Raw genomic sequence first — 17,573 nt, 5'->3', positions numbered from 1 at the left:
TTGAAGGTTGCGCTGGCTGTAAATGGGTAAAAGCTGGCATTACTGTCCATAGATGTTTTTCTGCTTTATCTAGGAGGATTTTTCTCAGGTTTATCAACTCTTTTAGCTGTTCAATTATGAGTTTCTTTGTTTTTAATCTCAAAGCCGCTGAGACATGGTCGTTCCTGCTTTTCCCTAGGGCCAAATATCCTTCATCCTCTCCTACTACTTCCTTCAGGTAAATTTCAATCGCCTCATGTACATCTTCGGCATTAATAGAAAACAATGGTAAGGGATCTTGGAGGAGGCTGTTTAGTTCACTTAGTATCTTGTCTCCCTTCTCTGCTGGAATTAAATTTTGGGCGATCAGAACCTTCACATGGGCAATTAAGCTTTCGATAACTTCGCTGACTATTTCTTTATCTTCTTCCATTGAGGAGGTGTAGGCCAAGATATTAAGATCAGCATCGCCCAGTAGACTCTTCCTGTACATAGCACCACCTAACTAATGGCCTTCTTTGCGGTTACTGGCTCTGTGGGTGTGTACGCCGGATCCAGTTTGCTTTTTGAACTATACGCTAAAACACTCTGCAGTCCAAAGAGCTCAATAAAGCCAACCGCAAGCTTCTGGTCAAAGGTGCTGAACTTTTCGTACGTTGCAAGCTTTGTATCGTAAAGTGCATTTTCAGAGGTCCTCCCAACTACGCTAACGTTCCCTTTGTAGAACTTTACCTTAACAGATCCATTAATATCTGCTTCAACTTTATCTATGAATGCATCTAAAGCCTCCTTGAGTGGCTCAAACCAGAGGCCGTTGTAGATAAGCCATGCCCACTTTGAATCAATGATCTCCTTAAATTCGAGAACCCATTTTGTGAGAATTAGCTTTTCTAAATCCTTGTGAGCCTTTATTAGGGTTATTGCTGCTGGGGCTTCGTAAACTTCCCTGCTCTTTATTCCTACAGTCCTGTCCTCAATGTGATCTATCCTGCCAACCCCATGCTTTCCTGCGATGGAGTTTAAAGTTTCTATGAGTTCGACGGGGTCCATTTCTTTTCCATTTAACCCTATAGGGACTCCCTCCGCGAAGTCTATCGTAACATATTCTGGCTTTTCTGGAGTCTTTTCTGGAGAGAGAGTCCATTCAAAAACTTCTTCTGGGGGCTCTTCAAAAGGATCTTCCAAGATTCCTCCTTCTATTGAGCGTCCCCAAAGATTCTCATCAATGCTGTAGATTTTGTCTTTAACAGGTATTCCTTTTTTCTTTGCATATTCCATCTCCCAGTCCCTTGTAAGGTTAAGCTCCCTAACTGGGGCAATTATCTTAATCTCTGGATAGAGGGCTTTAACTGCTAAATCAAACCTAACTTGGTCATTTCCTTTTCCAGTGCAGCCATGAGCTACCGCATCGGCATTCTCTTTTTTAGCTATCTCAACAAGTTTCTCAGCTATTAAAGGCCTAGCTAATGCTGTGGCTAGTGGATAAGATCCTTCATAAAGTGCATTTGCCTTTATCGCTTTGAAGATGTATTTTTCGACAAATTCTTTCTTTGCATCTATGGTATAGTGTTTTAGGGCACCAAGTTTGAGTGCCTTTTCTTCGATCTTTTGATACTGTTAGGATAAGCGGTAGGGCGTTAGGTTTAAGTTTCTGATAATTTTTCAGAAAAAGAAGGGAGAGAAATGAAGGCTGAGAGCATTCTATACTCACTGATTTCAGTCTTAAAACCTTTTCGCCGCAACAAAATCCCACCAGAAAAGAAAATCAGAGCAGTAGAACTATACCTGCGAGGCCTCAGCTACAGACAAGTCGGAAAAATCCTCAAAATCAGCCACACAACAGTCTGGGAGGCAGTTCAAAAACTAGCAGAAGCAGTTTACCAGCCAACACTCCTCGCAGTAAGAAAACAGAGGAATTTTATCGCAGTTGATGAGACTGTCGTAAAAATCAACGGGGAGAAGAGATTTCTCTGGGCTGCACTTGACGTTGAGAGCAGGGAAGTTCTCGCAGTCTGGATTACAACAACCAGAAACTGGTGGATTGCTAGAGACTTCATTCTGGTTGTTTTGAAATCCTGCAAAGGACAGCCTGTTTTTCTGGTTGATGGTGGGAAGTGGTACAAGTCTGCTTTTAAATCCCTTGGACTGGATTTTGTTCACGTAACCTTCGGGCCGAGGAACTGTATTGAACGCTGGTTCAGGACTTTAAAAGAAAGAACAAAGCGTTTCTGGAATAATTTCAGGGCTAGAGACTGGAGGAGGGTTCACAGGTTTGTTTTTCTGTTTGCGTTCTGGTATAATTTTGTTAGGTTTCATTCTCGGTTTGGTTGTCCGCCTGGTGATGTGACTGAGTGGCTTCAAGAGGTGATGCCCCAGTTATCCTGACAGTATCGATCTTTTCAAAGTTATCTTTTTGGCCCACGTCTACGGTAACTGTAATTACTTCTGCATTCATTTTTTCCTGCATCATTTTCAAGATGATTGATGTATCCAGACCTCCTGAGTAGGCTAAAACTATCTTCATGCAGATCACCAGAGTTGGGATAAAAAGAACGTTTTTATATTTTTTGTAACTAATATCTTAAAATTAACAAAATACGTTACATATATAACAACTTTGAGAATCGATAAGGTGGGGAATTATGCCGGAGTATTGGAAATAAAGGTAAAGCAATAATTGGAGGTTATTTTAAAGTCCTTCTCATCTTCAGGATGATATCTTCCAGTATTTGGTATGCTTTTGGAGCGTTTTTACGATCAAGAACAAATATGGTGTCTTTGTGGCATGAGATCACCTGAGTTATGTTTACTCCATTTGATGAAAGGGTTGAGGTCATAACGGCCATGATTCCGGGGGTCTCAATTATCTCTTCTGGGCTTATCAATATTATGGCGGTTTGCTCTTCAATTAACTCAACTATCTCTTCCGGTCTTATGAGCTCAAGTACCTTTTCCTTCTCTTCACTTGAGAGAACCAGTGTGAATGTATCAACACCTTGGGTAAGCTGGAAGAATCGGGCCTCCTCCATCACCTTAGAGAGTCGCTCAATTTTTCTCAAGACAGCCTGCTTGTTGGCAGTTATTACTGTTAAGTCGGATTGGAGTTCAATAACAGTTTTTGCCACCACACTCCTGATTTTATTTTCGAAGAGTGCTCTCTCTTTTCTGAGTTCTTCTCCTATCCTTATCAGGGCCATCTTCACAGCTCCGGTTGATGTCTTGATGTTTTTCTTCTCCAATTCTTTTAAAATAACCCTTGCTAAAGCGCTGTAGTTTATAACATCTAAAATTAAGCACTCCTTAATTGCTGGGCGAGAGAGAACGATGTCTTTTACAGTCTTTGCAACGCTAATTTTTTCTTCCGCCATTATCTCACCTAAAAAGAATACTCACTCTAAATATATAACTTTTTATGATGTATGGCACTTTGTTGTAAAAGTCTTAAAGGAATAGCGATCATTTATAGGGGAGATTCTTGGGGTAGAGGGCTTAACGATGCACTTATAGAGAAGATTGAGGGCAAAATAGAAGTAGGGGTCGGCATTGAGTATCCAAGCAATCCAACGCCAGCAGACTGGTCACCATACATAGCCAAGCTCGAAGATGGAGTTAAGGAGCTCATCAGCAAATATGGAAAGGATAATGTTGGGGTTTGGGCAGTTGGATGGGACGAAGTTGCGACGCTATTGACCCAAATTCCGGATGATTCAGTTCTCCTCCAAGTTAAGTGGATTGGTACATACCCACTCGTCGGAAACCAAAAGATAATTGAAGAGGCCAAGGACAAAGCAGTAAAGGTTGGATTGTTCTCAACCCAGTTCTATTCAGAAAGTGATGAAACTGCAAAGTTGAAGGAGAAGTTTAAGGCAAAGTTTGGTGCAGAACCGGATCAACACGGATTGAATGCTTATGGTGCTACATGGGTGGTTGCATTAGCCTATGTTGAGGTACTTAAGGAGAAATGAAGCTACAACCCAGATTTGATGGTTCGAAAGATTAAGGAAGTCCTTGAGAAGTACAACAGTGCTGTCTATGGTGTTAGGCCAGTAACTGGAACTATAGAGCTTGACGAGTGGAACGACAGGGTGAGCGGTAACTATGCAATCTACAAGTTTACAGAAAGCGGGTTGAACATGATTGGAATATGAAAGTCAGACACTGGTAAAATCGAGTGGTTCGAGAAGCCTTGATTTTTCTTTCTTCCTTTCTTTTAAAATATTTTACGGGGTGTTTTCTATGGTGTTGCCCAGAACTGAGAACCTTTCAAAGTCATTTGGTGCTGTAAAGGCTTTGGATAATGCTAGTATAACCGTTGATGAACACAGGCTCACGCTCATCATAGGTCCAAATGGTAGTGGAAAATCAACATTCCTAAAGACCCTCTTTGGACTGGCGACAATCTATTCAGGCAAAATATACTACAAGGGTGAAGAGATTATCAACGTTCCATCATATCAGAAAACTCGTCTTGGGATAGTTTATCTCCCTCAGACAAACAGCGTTTTTGCAAACTTAACTGTAGAGGAGAACCTCAAGAGGGCCGGATACACAGTTCCAGATGAAGAAGTTAAAGATAGGATAGATTTACCCTAGTTCCCATTAGATCGTTAGAGTTATAAGCACTTAAGTCTTTTGATTGATTGGTGGTTGTATTGAGTTTTCAGAGGGAAATCCTGATCATAAAATCCGAAATCTATCCGATAATCAGCAAACACTACCCGAAAAACACTCACAGGGAAATAATCAGCCTCTACGACCTAATAACCTTCGCAATACTAGCACACTTGCACTTTAACGGAGTTTACAAGCACGCTTACAGAGTCCTAATCGAAGAAATGAAGCTGTTCCCCAAAATCAGGTACAACAAACTAACAGAACGCTTGAACAGGCACGAAAAACTCCTGCTCCTAGCGCAGGAAGAATTATTCAAAAAACACGCCAGAGAATACGTTAGAATACTGGACTCAAAGCCCATTCAGACCAAGGAGTTGGCCAGAAAAAACAGGAAGGAGAAGAAGGGTTCTTCAGAAATCATCTCTGAAAAGCCCGCAGTTGGGTTTGTTCCCTCTAAAAAAAGTTTTACTATGGGTACAAGCTGACCTGTTACTCTGATGGAAATTTGCTGGCTTTACTGTCTGTTGATCCGGCGAATAAGCATGATGTGAGTGTTGTCCGGGAAAAGTTCTGGGTGATTGTTGAGGAGTTTTCTGGCTGTTTTCTGTTTTTGGATAAGGGGTATGTTAACAGGGAACTCGAGGAGGAATTTCTGAGGTTTGGCGTTGTTTACACGCCAGTAAAGCGGGGGAATCAGATTAGTAATCTGGAGGAGAAGAAGTTTTACAAGTACTTGTCTGACTTTCGCAGGAGGATTGAGACTTTGTTTTCGAAGTTTTCTGAGTTTCTTCTGAGGCCGAGCAGGAGTGTTAGTTTGAGGGGGTTAGCTGTCAGGATTTTAGGGGCGATTCTGGCCGTGAATCTGGACAGATTATACAACTTCACAGGTGGTGGGAACTAGGGTGATAGATTTGGTATTAAATGTCTTTCCAGAGATAAAAGAATTGTTTAAGAGAAAAGCGAGACTTTGAGTGGTGGACATGGAGTGGCATTAGGATCAGGAATAGCAGCAATGGCTGGAGCATTGTACGGATTTTATTCAGCAAACATCATAGGGAGTGCATTTACAAGGGTTGAGTGGATTTTCTATCCGTTCCTTGTGATACTCCTAGGTGGAAAAGGAAACAACAGGGGAGTTGTCCCTGGAACATTCGCCTCCATTCTCATGAAAATGCTCATAGGAGCATACAAGTTCCAAATAAAGGCATTCTTACACTTACCGTTTGAGGCGGTATGGCTTGAATACATCCTTTTCGGGGTATTGGCATTGGTGGTGATTTATCACAGACCGGAGGGGATCCTTAAGGAAGAGCCCATAATAACAGAGCCCATAAAAAAGCTGAAGAAGGCAAAGGCTTGACTTTTCTTCTTTCTTTTTGGTGGTGTGAATGTTAATTTATCACAAAACACCGGACTTTAAGCGAGTTTGTTATAGCCAGCGCTGGAAATCTCACTATGGTCTCAAGGTGCCTCCAGAGTCTGTTCTTGAGGAAGGGTATACCCCTTTTTGACTTCTACAGCGTTTTCAAGAACTTCAATGGCGAGTCTTATAACCTCATCAAGGTTTTTAGCATTGACGCTGGCACTTTCAATGGCCTTTTTGTTGTTTCCAACAGCTATGCTTACGTTGGCTCTTTCAAACATTGGAACGTCGTTGCTTCCGTCTCCAATAACTAAAACAAAGCTCTTTTCTGCTAAGAATCTGTCCACGATTTCATCCTTGCTCCTGAAAGATATATAAACCCCACAGACTTTCTCATTCTTGAAAAGCAACTTATTCGCAATGAGCATATTTGCGTTAGTATAAGTTAGGGCTTTTTTGATAACTTCTTTAAAACTTCCGCTCACTAAAACTACGTAAAAGCCTTCACTCTTCAAGAGCTCGACTAATTCTCTCGCTTGAGGCTGGAACTCGAGCTTTTGAGCGGCTTTTAAAATTAACTTTTTGTCAATCCCTTTTATGAGCTCTGCCCTTTTCATAAAGCTTTCAAACCAGTCAATTTCCCCCCTAAGCCCTTTGTAAAGTAGTTTCCGTATTTTATATCCCCTTTCGACATAGTTTGCTATCTCATCCCAAAACTCAAAGTCTGTTAACGTTCCTTCAACGTCTATAAATGCTATTCTTTCCATTTTTGACACTCCCTTTTTTGAAATCCTTTGTGATAAAAAGTTTTTCAAAGAAAAAATGTCATTTAGACGAATTTGTCAATTCCAATCATTCTTTGTTTAACACCATGTAAAATCTTTTGTAGCCCCCCTCAATTTCATGTTCAAACTTCTCTCTAAGCTTCTCAACGTTAAATTCTCCTTTTCCAACGAATCTGAGGAATTCCTCGATTTTGTCCTTTGAGAACTCTAAAATCTCGTCAATGAACTCTGATGAGTCATTCAATACAGCTTTTGCGTAAGTGATCAAATACTCAAAGGATGTGCCTCCAAAATTCTCAACTCCTTCAAATTTCAAGAGAAAGCTTAGGAATGAGATGCCAATGAAGTATGGGATTCCAATGACAACTTTCATCATTTCATCGTGAGTTTTTGCATCTGTGACAAAAATCTTTGCTTTAAATTCCTTGAAAAGATTTATTACCGGATTTATATCTTCTTCTCTCCCCTCAACTGGAATCACTATAAGCCTTCTCCCTTCGAAGCTCTTAGCTCCAGCACCAAACATCGGGTGAGCGCTGCAAACCTTAACGCTCTCTGGAAATCTTTTGTAAATTTCTATCACATCTCTCTTAAATGTTGAGATGTCAAAAATAACCTTTCCTTCGCTTTTTTTACTCAATTTTGCAAGCGTTTCTAAAACTTGGGGTGCCTCTTCGAGAGAATTAGCAACAATAGTCACATCTGCCCACTTAAAAAGCTCCTCTATTGAGCTAAACAGCTTAAACTCAATCTTCTTTGCATGCCTCGAGTAAATTCCAACTTCATGCCTTGTGCTGAACTCTTTAGCAAGTAACTCCCCTATTTTTCCATAGCCGATTATTCCGATGCGCATAACTTAACCTCCTTAATTATTTTGAGCCCTTCTTCAAGCTTTGAACTTACTAATGAAATTCTGATGAAATCTCTATAATCTCCAAAGGCTATTCCCGGAAAAACGGAAACACCCTTTTCCAAAAGCTTCTCGGCAAAGCTAAGCCCATCAACCCCTGTTTTAACGAAGAGGTAAAACGCTCCATCGGGCTCGTAAAATTCAAATGTCCCCTTCAGTATTCTTGAAGCAAGTCTTGCTCTCTTCTCGTAGATTTTGACAATCCTATCTTTGATCTCTTCTCTAATTTCCAACGCTTTAACTCCAGCCCTTTGAATGAAGATTGGAAGACAAGTTGTTGTTGCCTCAAGAAACTTCTGCATAGCTTTAATATCTTCTCTTTGTGCTATTGCATAACCTAATCTAAATCCCGTCATCGAAAATAGTTTTGAGAAACTTTTAACGGTTATAACATTCTCATAAAGTTCTCTAGGTGAAGTGAAAGGCTTAAAAGTTATGTCTGAGTAACTCTCGTCCGAAAGAACTTTAACTTTCTCCTCTTCGGCTCTTTCAAGAATTTCTCTGAGTTTATCTTTTGGAAGAATTTTCCCCGTAGGATTGTTTGGGTAATTTAAGATCAAGAGATCAATTCCCAACCTATCTATCCTCGGCTCCCAGCCTTCTTCAAAGGAAGTTTTGAAAATTTTGACATCTTTTCCAAACTCCCTGGCTATGCTCTCATAGGCCTGCCAGTGGGGGGAGATTATACCAACCTGCTTAGCCCTTAAAATTTGCGAAGCGATTAAAATCTTCGAGCCGTTCCCTACTATTATATCATCCTTCCCAACACCCTCAACCTCTGCTATCTTCTCCCTGAGCTCTTCCAATCCGGGGGTTTTCGTATAGCCCGTTTCACCCCTTCTTAAAGAACCCACTGCCTCTTCTATTATCCTTTTATCCACACTTATATCCGGCTGACCCACATCCAGCCTTATCCTGGGCTTGAGGGAGGAGGTTTTGTTAAAAAACTCATACACGTTGAACATCCCTGCAAGCCTCCAGTATCTTCTCAAAAACCTCTTTAAACCTGTCGGCTCTCTTGAGTAATTCCTCCTCTCTTTTCTCATCCCTTATGGGCAAACCCAGCTCCCTCTTTATTTTCCCAATCTCCGTGACAACCCTGACCCTCTCCTCCAAGAGCTCGGCTATTTGTTTATCAATCTCATCTATCTCTTTCCTAAGCTCATGAATCCTTTCCAACCCAACCACCTCAGCAAATGGTCTGCCAGAACAAAAGCCATCATGGCTTCAACAACAGGCAAAGCCTTTGGGACTATGCAGGAATCAAACCTCCCGGTGAGCTTTATTTCGATCTCCTCCATCCTCACTACATCAACTGTTCTCTGGGGCTTGTAAATTGAAGGGACTGGCTTAAAGGCAATCCTCGCAACTATAGGCATTCCGTTGCTTATCCCGCCCAAAATGCCGCCGCAGTTGTTGGTCTTCGTCATGATTTTCCCGTCTTTGATAACAAAGGAATCGTTTGCTTCACTTCCCCTAAGCTCGGCTATTCTAAATCCCAGACCAAATTCAACTCCTTTCACAGCTGGAATTGCGAAGAAGGCTTTGGCCAACTCTCCCTCTAAGTCTTCGTCGTAAGGACCGCCGATGCCGGGGGGGACGTTTATAGCAATAACTTCCACAACGCCCCCAACGCTGTCTCCTTCATTCCTTGCCCTTTCCATTTCTTCGAGCATTTTTTGGAAAGCTTCCTCATCCGGACAAAGTTTTGAGCTAAAGATTTCTTCGACACTCAAATCCTTTGCCTTTACATTTCCAATGGATTTTATGTAGGCTTTCACCCCTATCCCGGCTTTTGATAAAATTTCCTTCGCGAAGTAGCCGGCTATCACCATCCCCGCCGTCAATCTGCCGGAGAAAAATCCCCCGCCCCTGTAATCGTTAAATCCAAAATACCTGATTCCGGCAGTATAATCACCGTGCCCGGGCCTTGGGGTGTTTTTTATTTTTTCGTAATAAGAGGAATCAACATCCCGGTTCTCAATGATTACGGCTATGGGCGAGCCAGTTGTAAAACCGTTGAAAACGCCCGAGAGAATCACCGGCTCGTCCTTCTCTTTCCTCTTGGTTGAGAACCTCTCAATACCCCTTCTCCTCTCAAGTTCGGCCTTCATCTTTCCAATATCAACTTTAATCCCCGGTGGAACTCCCTCAACCAAGACGCCGAGGGCCTTTCCATGGCTCTCGCCGAAGAGCGAAAACCTAAGCATTTTTCCCATCATCGCCAATCAACCCCTTTAAATCCTCAAAGAACTTCGGGTAAGACTTTTTGACGCATCTCTCGTTCAGGATGAGGCTTCTTCCCCTTGCACCCAGGGCGGCAATTGTCAGCGCCATCGCAATCCTGTGGTCATTTTGTGGATTTAATACAGCGCCTCTAAGCTCGCTCTTGCTTATCATTAGACCATCGTCGAGCTCTTTTAATTTTGCACCCATCTTTGTCAGATTTAGGGCCATAGCTCTCACCCTGTCGCTCTCTTTGTAGTGCAAATGTTTCGCCCTCAAAACCGTCCTTCCTTCGGAGTAAGCCCCTAAAACCGCCAAGATGGGGAAGAGGTCGGGAAAGTCCCTGCAGTCAACTTCCTGACCGACCAGCTCGTCCCTTTCAACCTCAACGTAACCTCGGGCAACTTTCACTTTGGCCCCAAAATCCCTCAGGAGGTCAAGGATAGCCTTATCGGGCTGAACGTCATCTCTATCAAGTCCTTCAACTCTAATTTTACCGAATATCGCCCCGGCCACCAAAAAGAATGATGCCGATGAATAATCACCAGGAACCGAGAAATGTCTGGCCTTTATTCCCTGGATAACGTGGAACACTCTACCGTCCCTTCTAACCTTAACGTTGGCCCGCTTTAGTGTTCTGAGCGTCACCTCAATGTAGGGTTTTGAGACGGGGTTTAGAACTTCTATGCTGAGCCCAATCCTGGCCCCCAAAAGGAGAAGGGCGGTGATGAACTGTGACGAAATGCTCCCATCAACCCTCACGTAATCCCTTTTTATTTCTCCACCAAAAACCCTCACCGGCAAAAAACCACTTGATTTAGTTTTAGTTTTTACTCCCAAATCGTTCAGAGCTTTGAGCAAAGGGCCCATGGGGCGCCTTCTTAAGGATCCCTCTCCATCTATCACGCTTTCTCCATTCGCCAGGGCACTGATCCCTATGGATAACCTCGCGGTTGTTCCCGATTCAAGGGCGTTGACCTCAGCCGGCTTGACTTTCCCCGAACTTTCTACAAGGTTCCATCCTGCCTCTGCTCCAAACTTCCTTATGGCGTTTAGCGTTGCGAGAGTATCCCTGCATATCAGCGGGTTCTCTATTTTTGTTTCCCCTTCCGAAAGCAATCCCAGAAACAGTGACCTATGGGTATAGCTCTTTGAGGGGGGAGCCCTGATTTTTCCGTCTATGGTTTCTATCGGCGTGATCTCTATCATCGGCTCACCTCAGCGTTGTTATTAAGACCTCCCCATGATCCTCCCAAACATCCGCGACTTTTTCGGGCTCCTCAGTTATGGCAAACATTGCGGGACCTTTCCCAGAAAGTCCGGCAATTGCTCCGGCTTCCAGGGCTTTGGCAACGGGCTCGAGGTCGTACCCCAAGAAAGATCCATAAATCAGTCCGTTCAAAACCAGGGCTTTTTCCCACTCCCCAATTAATGCCAGCCTAAAAGCTTCCTCAACGTATGGGGCGAGGACTTTGAAGTTTTTGTTCTTTAAACTTGACGTCAGAACGGTTTCTTTGGGAATCAGCAAAACCACGGATTTTTTCTCGACTTCTTCTCTTTTCAGGAGTTCGAGCTTTCGATTGTCCGTCAGGCATAGATCCCCGAAATAGGAAGCACAGGCATCATCAAACGCCCCCGTTAAAGTTACACCGGCCCTCCTGGCAGCTTCAACGCCGAGCTTAACAACCTCAATATCGGGCAGCTCAATTTTAAGCTCCCCCAAAATCGCCCCTGTCAAAGCGTTAGCCACGGCTGAACTGCTCTTTAACCCCTTCCCCACCGGTATTTCTGAGTCTATTCTAACCTTAACACCGAAATCCAAACCGAATTTATCTTTGATCGTCTCCACAACTGCTTTAACAAGTGAAAAATCCTCAAATCTCTCCTTTCTAACCCGGATTTCACCGCCAACCCCTTCATCGGTCAGCTTAACCTTGGCACTGACCCTTAAATCTATCCCAATCGCGCCCCCCTTTCCAGTGGCAAAGGCATTGACCACAGTTACCGCACTATTGCACATTTTTAAGCACCTCAAGGGCAACATTACGCATGAATTCAACGTCTGGTTTTATTCCGGTCCATAGCCTGAAGCTCTCGGCTCCCTGGTATACCAGCATCCACAATCCGTCAATGGTCAAACAGCCGGCTTCTCTTGCTTCCCTTAACAGTCTGGTTTCCAGGGGGGAGTAGACGATATCAAAGACAACCTGGTTTTTCCTCAAAAGTTCCCCGGGAATGGGACTCCTATCCTCGTTCATCCCAAGGGGTGTGGCATTTATCACGATATCTGCCCAGCTCGAGTAGTATTCCAGTCTCCCCTTGCTCAGCTTCTCCCCTTTGACACCGAACTTTTCAAGCTCTTTCGCTTTCCTCTCCATTCTGTTAAGCACCACAACTTCCGTTAGCTTTGAGAGAGTATAAGCTATTGCCCTCCCTGCCCCTCCAGCTCCCAAAACTAAGATGCGCTTGTTCTTAATTTCCACAAAGCGCTTTAGGGCTTTTAATGCCCCGATGCCATCTGTGTTGTATCCAACGAACTTCCCCTCTCTATTCACTATTGTGTTCACGCTCCCAATCACCTTGGCATCGTCGGAAATTCCATCCAAAAACTCCAGAATTTGCCCTTTGTAGGGCATCGTAACGTTTAGTCCCTGAATCCCCAAAGCCCTTGCCCCTTTAACCGCCGACTCTAAATCATCAACTTCAAAGGGCATATAAACAGCGTTGATTTTGTGTTCCTTGAATAAGGCGTTGTGAATTGCCGGACTCAGGGAGTGCTCAACGGGCTTTCCGATTAATCCATAAAGTTTGGTGTTAATCATCCCCACCACCTATCATCTCCGAGAGAAGCCTCATTTCTTCAACGCTCAGCTGTCCGGGTGCGGCTGCCTCGCCCAGAGAGGCGTACGTAAAAGGGCTTAAAACCAAGCTAAAGATCCGTGAAATCTTTCCCTTTTCACCCATGCAGAAGGCGATGAGGTTTTTTTCGTATTCGTAGAGCCTCACAACCTTTATGTTATCGATGTAGTGCCCCGCAAAGGTTACTATTTTTATGATATCTCCCTTGAGCTCTCTCATTTCATCCAACAGTGCTTTGAGTCTTTTGAAGCTCGGGGTTCTCTCAAAATCGTGGTATGAAACGATGATCCCAACTCCCATCTTCCCTGCCAGTTCAATAACATCCCTCACGATGCCTGATTTAAACTCAACATCAACGAACGCCGGTTTTATGTCCATTAACTCCTTGAAGAGCACCAGCCTCTCTTCATTATCGATCTCTCTGAACCCTCCCTCTTCCTTTGAGCGCACGGTGATTATAAGCCTCTCAGAGAAGGGCGCAAGTTTTTCAATTCCTTCAGGGCTTTTCAGGGCATCGACTCTGAGCTCATAGAGGTCAGCCGTACCGGTTTCGATGAGTCTAATTGCTTCATCGATGCTTTCTGCTTTAATTGTGCCCGCTATCATCCCTCATCACCTCAAGAACGGCTGAAGCTGTTTTCTCATCAACTTCCATTACGGCAACTTTTCCGATGTCCTCCGGAAGGACGAAAACCAATCTCCCATACCAGGCTTTTTTGTCCATTTTCATGACTTTCAGAAGTTCTTTTGGTTCAAAGCTGTGCTTCTTTGGGAGATTAAATCTGTCCAACAACTCTTCGACTTTTCCAGAATCGAAGCCGTTGATTTTTTCCGCTATCAGTGCACTTGCCATCAAGCCGATGGAGACAGCAAAGCCATGCTTTATCCTGTAACCCGAAACCTTTTCTATCGCATGCCCAACGGTGTGACCGAGATTCAAAATTCTCCTCCTTCCCCTTTCCCTCGTATCCTTCTCAACGATTCTTAGCTTCACGTTTATGCATTCCCCAATTAACCCTTCATCGATTCCTCCAAAGGATTTGAGCTTCCTGTAAACCCCCGGATCAAGGATTCCGTACTTGACGACTTCACCGAGTCCGTTCAGGATTTCAACCTCCGGGAGAGTTTTCAGTGTTTCCGGGTCGATTATAATGAATTCTGGAAGATAGAATGTTCCGATGATGTTTTTGCCCTCGAAATTTATCCCCGTCTTTCCACCTATGGCGGCATCAACCTGAGCTAAGAGCGTTGTGGGAATCAGACCCAGATACGTTCCCCTCATAAAGGTAGAGGCGACGAAAGCCGCCAGATCAGTTACAACTCCGCCTCCAAGCCCAATTATCAAGGACTTTCTTGTGAAACCAATCTCAAGTAGCTCTTTCCATATCTGCCGGGCGGTTTCAAGACTTTTGAATTCCTCGCCATCGGGAATAACGATTGGAGTAGCACTTACTTGCTCCAGGATTTTCCCAAGCCAGAGCTTTTCAAGGGTTGTATTCGTTATTACCGCTGTTTTATGGGGGGAAAGCTCATCGACGAAACTTTTCAGCTTCTTAATGCTGCCTTTCCCGATTACAACCCCCATTTTCTCAGATCCTCCATGAGCCCTTTGAATCCATCAAAGTCCAGCTGTTGCTTTGAGTCCGAGAGCGCCTTTTCGGGCTCCGGGTGAACCTCGACCATAACTCCATCCGCCCCTACAGCAAGGGCAGCTCTGGCTAAAGGCTTAACCAAACTCCTCCTTCCGGCTGCGTGAGAGGGGTCAACTATTATCGGAAGATGGGACAGCTCTTTAACGACCGGAACCGCTGAGATGTCGAGGGTGAAGCGCGTTGAGGTTTCAAACGTTCTAATGCCCCTTTCACAGAGGATTACATTTTCATTTCCCCCGGATAAGATGTATTCCGCCGAATAGAGCCACTCCTGAATCGTGCTGGCAAATCCCCTCTTTAGAATAACGGGCCTGTCCGTTTTGCCGACTTCCCTGAGGAGATCAAAGTTCTGAGCATTTCTCGTCCCGATTTGGAGGATATCAACATATTTGGACACGAGCTCAACCTTCCTTGTATCCATTACCTCGCTGACCGTGACCAACCCGAACTCCTCTCCGGCTTTTTTGAGCCATCTCAGGGCTTTCTCCCCATGCCCCTGGAAAGAGTAGGGGCTTGTGCGGGGCTTAAAAGCTCCACCCCTTAGGACCTTGCCCCCAAGCTCACTCAAAAATTCCGCGGTTTTCATTATCTGCTCCTCTGTTTCAACGGAACACGGGCCTGCTATTACCGTAAACCCCTTTCCGAATTCAACCCCCTTAACCTTAACAACGGTTTTAGCTTTGTACTCCCTGCTGAATTTAAACATTAAATCACCTCCCAACTGCCTCAGCTACCCTCTTCACAACTTTTTCCGCACTTAAGCCGTAGAAGTCCAGTAACGTTAGGTAGCTCCTCGAGCTTCTTCCAAAGTCCCTTGTTCCAATCCTGATGACTCTTTTTGGCATCTTCTCACCCAAAACCTCTGCCACAGCTCCCCCAAGCCCTCCAAAAATGCTGTGCTCTTCCAGCGTGACTATTAAGTTGGCCTTTTTTGCTATTTTGAGAAGCGTCCCCTCGTCCATGGGCTTTATCGTGTGAAAATCCGCCACCCCAACGCTCAGATCCCTGAGCCTTTCAGCGGCTTCCAAGGCTATCGGGACCATGGGTCCACAGGCAATTAAAAAAATGTCCTCCCCTTCCCTCAAGATTTCTGCCTTTCCGATTTCAAGTTCTTCATCGTCATAAACCCTTACAGCGTGATCCCTTCCCAGGCGCATGTAAAAGGGCCCCTCATTTTCAATAATCTGCCGGAGTAACGTCCTGGTTGCATAAGCATCCGCCGGCACAATAACCCCCATGTTCGGTAGAGTCCTCATTAAAGCTATGTCCTCCAAGCATTGATGCGATGAGCCGTCCATGAAGTCCGAAAACCCCGAGTGGGTTGTAACGATCTTTACGTTCAGATTGTCCCTTGCTATGGTGTTTCTTATCTGCTCCCAAGCCCTCATCATGAAGGCTGCAAAAGCGGAGGCCACTGGAACCCTGCCTGCTATCGCAAAGCCGGCAGCCGTTGAAACTAAATCCTGCTCGCTTATGCCGAGTTGGAAGAACCTATCTGGGAACGTTTTTTCAAAGTATATCGTTTTCGTTGAGCTCTTTACATCCGCATCAAGGACCACGACGTTTTCGTTCTCTTTTCCTATTTCAACCAGGGCTCTTCCAAAGGCCTCCCTGAAGCTTTCGATGGTTTTACCTACCATCAATTCCCACCGCCTTCGCCTTTGCTATTATCGCCTTCGGTTTTCCCTTTACTTCATCAAGCTCGAACAGTAACTCAAGGATTTTCCCAGCTCTGTTTTCAACTTCAAACACTTCCCAGCCAAAGGCTTCCCACTTCTCCCTCAGGGGCTCTTTTGACATGGTTTCCTCCGTTTTTCCGGTAAGCTGTCTGAAATTCCTGTCAATGATTGCTATGATATTGTCAAGGTTATAATGCGAAGAGGTCATCGCCGCTTCCCAGATCTGCCCCTCGTCAAGCTCTCCATCGCCCAAAATCACGTAGATTTTCCTTTCCCTCCTCGATGCCAGTGCTATTCCATTAGCAATCGACAGCCCCTGTCCCAACGAACCGCTTGAGACCTCAACGAAGGTCAAACCCCTGGTGACGTGGCTTGGTAGTCCATTTATATCTGCAAAACTCCAAAGTTCCTCATCACTTAAAAAGCCAAGCTCTGAGAGTATTACGTAGAACGCCGGCGCCGAATGTCCTTTGCTCAGTATTACCACATCATTTTCTCCCTTCTTTGCCATCACCGCCTTTAGGATCTCAAGGCATGTTATGGAAGAGCCGAGGTGGAAGTTGTTCACTTCCGAGAGCATTTCCCTGAGCTTATATTGTAGGGATGAGCTCATTCCACCACCCCAAGAATTTTTAGAACGAGCTTCCCATGCTCCGTCAATTCCACGGGCTTTGGAATGTTCTTTTCGCCGTAGTCTATCAGTCCGAGCTCTTTTAGAATCCTGGCGTTGAGCTTTAACGTAGAGATGGGCTTTCCGGTGCTCCTGCTTATATCCTCCAAAAGGGCATTCAGGGAGCGATGCTTCCCGTTTATTCTCTGTAAAATCAATACCTGATTTCCATTCAAAGCCCTTAAGAAGAGCCTTCTGACCACAATTAACCCATCTCTTTTAATCTCCACGTTTTGGGTTACGGATATTGGCAGGGCATCACCCATTGGCGGGACATCACCATCACCGGACTTTACAGTGTAAAATTAGTATTTAAACCTTTGGCCAGGGTAAGCTGTCCAAGTTGTGTATTTACCACACCATAGGAGATTCACCTGCTACATTTCTTTGTCCCGGAAGAATGTAAATTAAAAAAGCGGGAGTTATCTAAAGGGAGGAATCCCGGATTTTGAACCACTGGGTTCTTTTTAGGTTGACGGGATTGTTACAGGGGTTTTCCTCGGGAGAACGTGGATATTGTTGTAAATATCGTCGATGTTATCATTAGTATAAAAAGCTCGGATTTCCCATGAAGGGCTTTATACTCCGCGCTTGCCTTAGGCTGCGACGTTCTGACTGTAATGGTTCTGAGAATGCTCAAGGATGAGAGACGGGTTTCTCATATTTTACGATCACAAAGATATGATGAACCTGATAACCTGCTATAGAGCAGGAGATTCATAGGTTATTATGTAATGATGCTTGAGCAGGATGGTTTTCAAGAGCGGGACTTATGTCAAGAGGTATTGAATCGATACCCCGGAAATTCAAAAGGACCCCAAAACAAGCTCACCAGA

At 44.4% G+C, this 17,573-nt stretch carries 22 protein-coding genes and 2 pseudogenes; 6 read left to right on the top strand and 18 right to left on the bottom strand.

Annotation, left to right across the window (positions count from 1 at the left end):
* The coding region (locus THEPK_RS09160; RefSeq protein ID WP_042701185.1) for a lyase family protein at positions 1-472 on the bottom strand (472 nt) is incomplete at its 3' end.
* 8 nt (positions 473-480) lie between these two features.
* Positions 481-1,593 (bottom strand): annotated as a pseudogene (locus THEPK_RS09155) (argininosuccinate synthase); the annotation flags it as partial.
* A 69-nt stretch (positions 1,594-1,662) separates the two neighbouring features.
* On the opposite strand from THEPK_RS09155, the gene THEPK_RS09150 reads away from it, so the two are divergent.
* Positions 1,663-2,364: an IS6-like element ISPfu2 family transposase gene (locus THEPK_RS09150; protein WP_011011181.1), complete on the top strand. Its 702-nt coding sequence runs from the start codon at positions 1,663-1,665 to the stop codon at positions 2,362-2,364.
* A 4-nt stretch (positions 2,365-2,368) separates the two neighbouring features.
* Here THEPK_RS09150 and THEPK_RS13815 read toward each other — a convergent pair.
* A pseudogene (locus THEPK_RS13815) lies at positions 2,369-2,503 on the bottom strand (argininosuccinate synthase domain-containing protein); the annotation flags it as partial.
* A 160-nt stretch (positions 2,504-2,663) separates the two neighbouring features.
* Complete coding sequence (locus tag THEPK_RS09145; RefSeq protein WP_042701183.1) at positions 2,664-3,347, bottom strand: ACT domain-containing protein; 684 nt, start codon at positions 3,345-3,347, stop codon at positions 2,664-2,666.
* Between the two features lie 51 nt (positions 3,348-3,398).
* Between THEPK_RS09145 and THEPK_RS09140 the strand changes: the two genes are divergently transcribed.
* The 5 genes from THEPK_RS09140 to THEPK_RS09120 all read left to right on the top strand — a co-directional run bounded on the left by THEPK_RS09140 (position 3,399) and on the right by THEPK_RS09120 (position 5,953).
* Positions 3,399-3,944, top strand: a complete 546-nt coding sequence (locus THEPK_RS09140; protein WP_052315943.1) for a type 1 periplasmic-binding domain-containing protein — start codon at positions 3,399-3,401, stop codon at positions 3,942-3,944.
* 18 nt (positions 3,945-3,962) lie between these two features.
* Positions 3,963-4,127, top strand: a complete 165-nt coding sequence (locus THEPK_RS13155) for a hypothetical protein (RefSeq protein WP_156882180.1) — start codon at positions 3,963-3,965, stop codon at positions 4,125-4,127.
* An 88-nt stretch (positions 4,128-4,215) separates the two neighbouring features.
* Positions 4,216-4,572 (top strand): ATP-binding cassette domain-containing protein, encoded by a 357-nt coding sequence (locus tag THEPK_RS09135; protein WP_052315942.1) that lies wholly within the window; start codon positions 4,216-4,218, stop codon positions 4,570-4,572.
* Between the two features lie 50 nt (positions 4,573-4,622).
* A protein-coding gene (locus tag THEPK_RS12695; protein ID WP_156882179.1) for an IS982 family transposase occupies positions 4,623-5,494 on the top strand; the annotation gives its coding sequence in 2 pieces (ribosomal slippage) (positions 4,623-5,048 and positions 5,051-5,494; 870 coding nt in all).
* 84 nt (positions 5,495-5,578) lie between these two features.
* Positions 5,579-5,953: an ABC transporter permease subunit gene (locus THEPK_RS09120; RefSeq protein WP_052315941.1), complete on the top strand. Its 375-nt coding sequence runs from the start codon at positions 5,579-5,581 to the stop codon at positions 5,951-5,953.
* Between the two features lie 101 nt (positions 5,954-6,054).
* Here THEPK_RS09120 and THEPK_RS09115 read toward each other — a convergent pair whose 3' ends face one another.
* The 14 genes from THEPK_RS09115 to THEPK_RS09050 form a co-directional block, all read right to left on the bottom strand.
* Positions 6,055-6,723 carry an HAD family hydrolase gene (locus tag THEPK_RS09115; protein WP_042701177.1) on the bottom strand — a complete coding sequence of 223 codons (669 nt, stop codon included), beginning with the start codon at positions 6,721-6,723 and terminating at the stop codon, positions 6,055-6,057.
* 85 nt (positions 6,724-6,808) lie between these two features.
* Positions 6,809-7,594 carry a prephenate dehydrogenase/arogenate dehydrogenase family protein gene (locus THEPK_RS09110; protein WP_042701175.1) on the bottom strand — a complete coding sequence of 262 codons (786 nt, stop codon included), beginning with the start codon at positions 7,592-7,594 and terminating at the stop codon, positions 6,809-6,811.
* On the bottom strand, positions 7,579-8,616 hold the full coding sequence (locus THEPK_RS09105) for a pyridoxal phosphate-dependent aminotransferase (protein WP_042701174.1): 1,038 nt from the start codon (positions 8,614-8,616) through the stop codon (positions 7,579-7,581). Before THEPK_RS09105 ends, THEPK_RS09110 begins: the two co-directional genes overlap by 16 nt.
* Positions 8,600-8,839: a chorismate mutase gene (locus THEPK_RS09100; protein WP_232194571.1), complete on the bottom strand. Its 240-nt coding sequence runs from the start codon at positions 8,837-8,839 to the stop codon at positions 8,600-8,602. The genes THEPK_RS09105 and THEPK_RS09100 overlap by 17 nt, the downstream gene beginning before the upstream one ends.
* Entirely contained in the window at positions 8,797-9,873 is a 1,077-nt protein-coding gene (aroC, locus tag THEPK_RS09095; RefSeq protein ID WP_042701171.1) for a chorismate synthase, read from the bottom strand. The genes THEPK_RS09100 and aroC overlap by 43 nt, the downstream gene beginning before the upstream one ends.
* The gene (aroA, locus tag THEPK_RS09090) at positions 9,854-11,086 is read right to left on the bottom strand and encodes a 3-phosphoshikimate 1-carboxyvinyltransferase (protein WP_042701169.1); all 1,233 of its coding nucleotides are present in this window, start codon (positions 11,084-11,086) and stop codon (positions 9,854-9,856) included. The genes aroC and aroA overlap by 20 nt, the downstream gene beginning before the upstream one ends.
* A gap of 4 nt (positions 11,087-11,090) precedes the next feature.
* Positions 11,091-11,912, bottom strand: a complete 822-nt coding sequence (locus THEPK_RS09085) for a shikimate kinase (RefSeq protein ID WP_042701166.1) — start codon at positions 11,910-11,912, stop codon at positions 11,091-11,093.
* Positions 11,887-12,699 (bottom strand): shikimate dehydrogenase, encoded by an 813-nt coding sequence (locus THEPK_RS09080; protein WP_042701165.1) that lies wholly within the window; start codon positions 12,697-12,699, stop codon positions 11,887-11,889. Before THEPK_RS09080 ends, THEPK_RS09085 begins: the two co-directional genes overlap by 26 nt.
* A complete protein-coding gene (gene aroD, locus THEPK_RS09075) occupies positions 12,692-13,342 on the bottom strand; it encodes a type I 3-dehydroquinate dehydratase (protein WP_042701163.1) in 651 nt (216 codons plus the stop codon). The genes THEPK_RS09080 and aroD overlap by 8 nt, the downstream gene beginning before the upstream one ends.
* Entirely contained in the window at positions 13,323-14,321 is a 999-nt protein-coding gene (aroB, locus tag THEPK_RS09070) for a 3-dehydroquinate synthase (RefSeq protein ID WP_052315940.1), read from the bottom strand. Before aroB ends, aroD begins: the two co-directional genes overlap by 20 nt.
* Positions 14,309-15,094, bottom strand: a complete 786-nt coding sequence (gene aroF, locus THEPK_RS09065) for a 3-deoxy-7-phosphoheptulonate synthase (protein WP_052315939.1) — start codon at positions 15,092-15,094, stop codon at positions 14,309-14,311. The genes aroB and aroF overlap by 13 nt, the downstream gene beginning before the upstream one ends.
* A gap of 4 nt (positions 15,095-15,098) precedes the next feature.
* Positions 15,099-16,028, bottom strand: a complete 930-nt coding sequence (locus tag THEPK_RS09060; protein ID WP_042701162.1) for a transketolase family protein — start codon at positions 16,026-16,028, stop codon at positions 15,099-15,101.
* Positions 16,018-16,680 (bottom strand): thiamine pyrophosphate-dependent enzyme, encoded by a 663-nt coding sequence (locus THEPK_RS09055; protein WP_042701161.1) that lies wholly within the window; start codon positions 16,678-16,680, stop codon positions 16,018-16,020. Before THEPK_RS09055 ends, THEPK_RS09060 begins: the two co-directional genes overlap by 11 nt.
* Complete coding sequence (locus THEPK_RS09050) at positions 16,677-17,003, bottom strand: hypothetical protein (protein WP_042701159.1); 327 nt, start codon at positions 17,001-17,003, stop codon at positions 16,677-16,679. The genes THEPK_RS09055 and THEPK_RS09050 overlap by 4 nt, the downstream gene beginning before the upstream one ends.
* Positions 17,004-17,573 lie beyond the last annotated feature (570 nt).

It is taken from the genome of Thermococcus sp. PK (assembly GCF_000430485.1).
Classification (GTDB): Archaea; Methanobacteriota_B; Thermococci; order Thermococcales; family Thermococcaceae; genus Thermococcus_A; species Thermococcus_A bergensis.
Note: the sequence above shows the minus strand (reverse complement) of the source record. Positions and strands in the feature narration are given on the sequence as shown.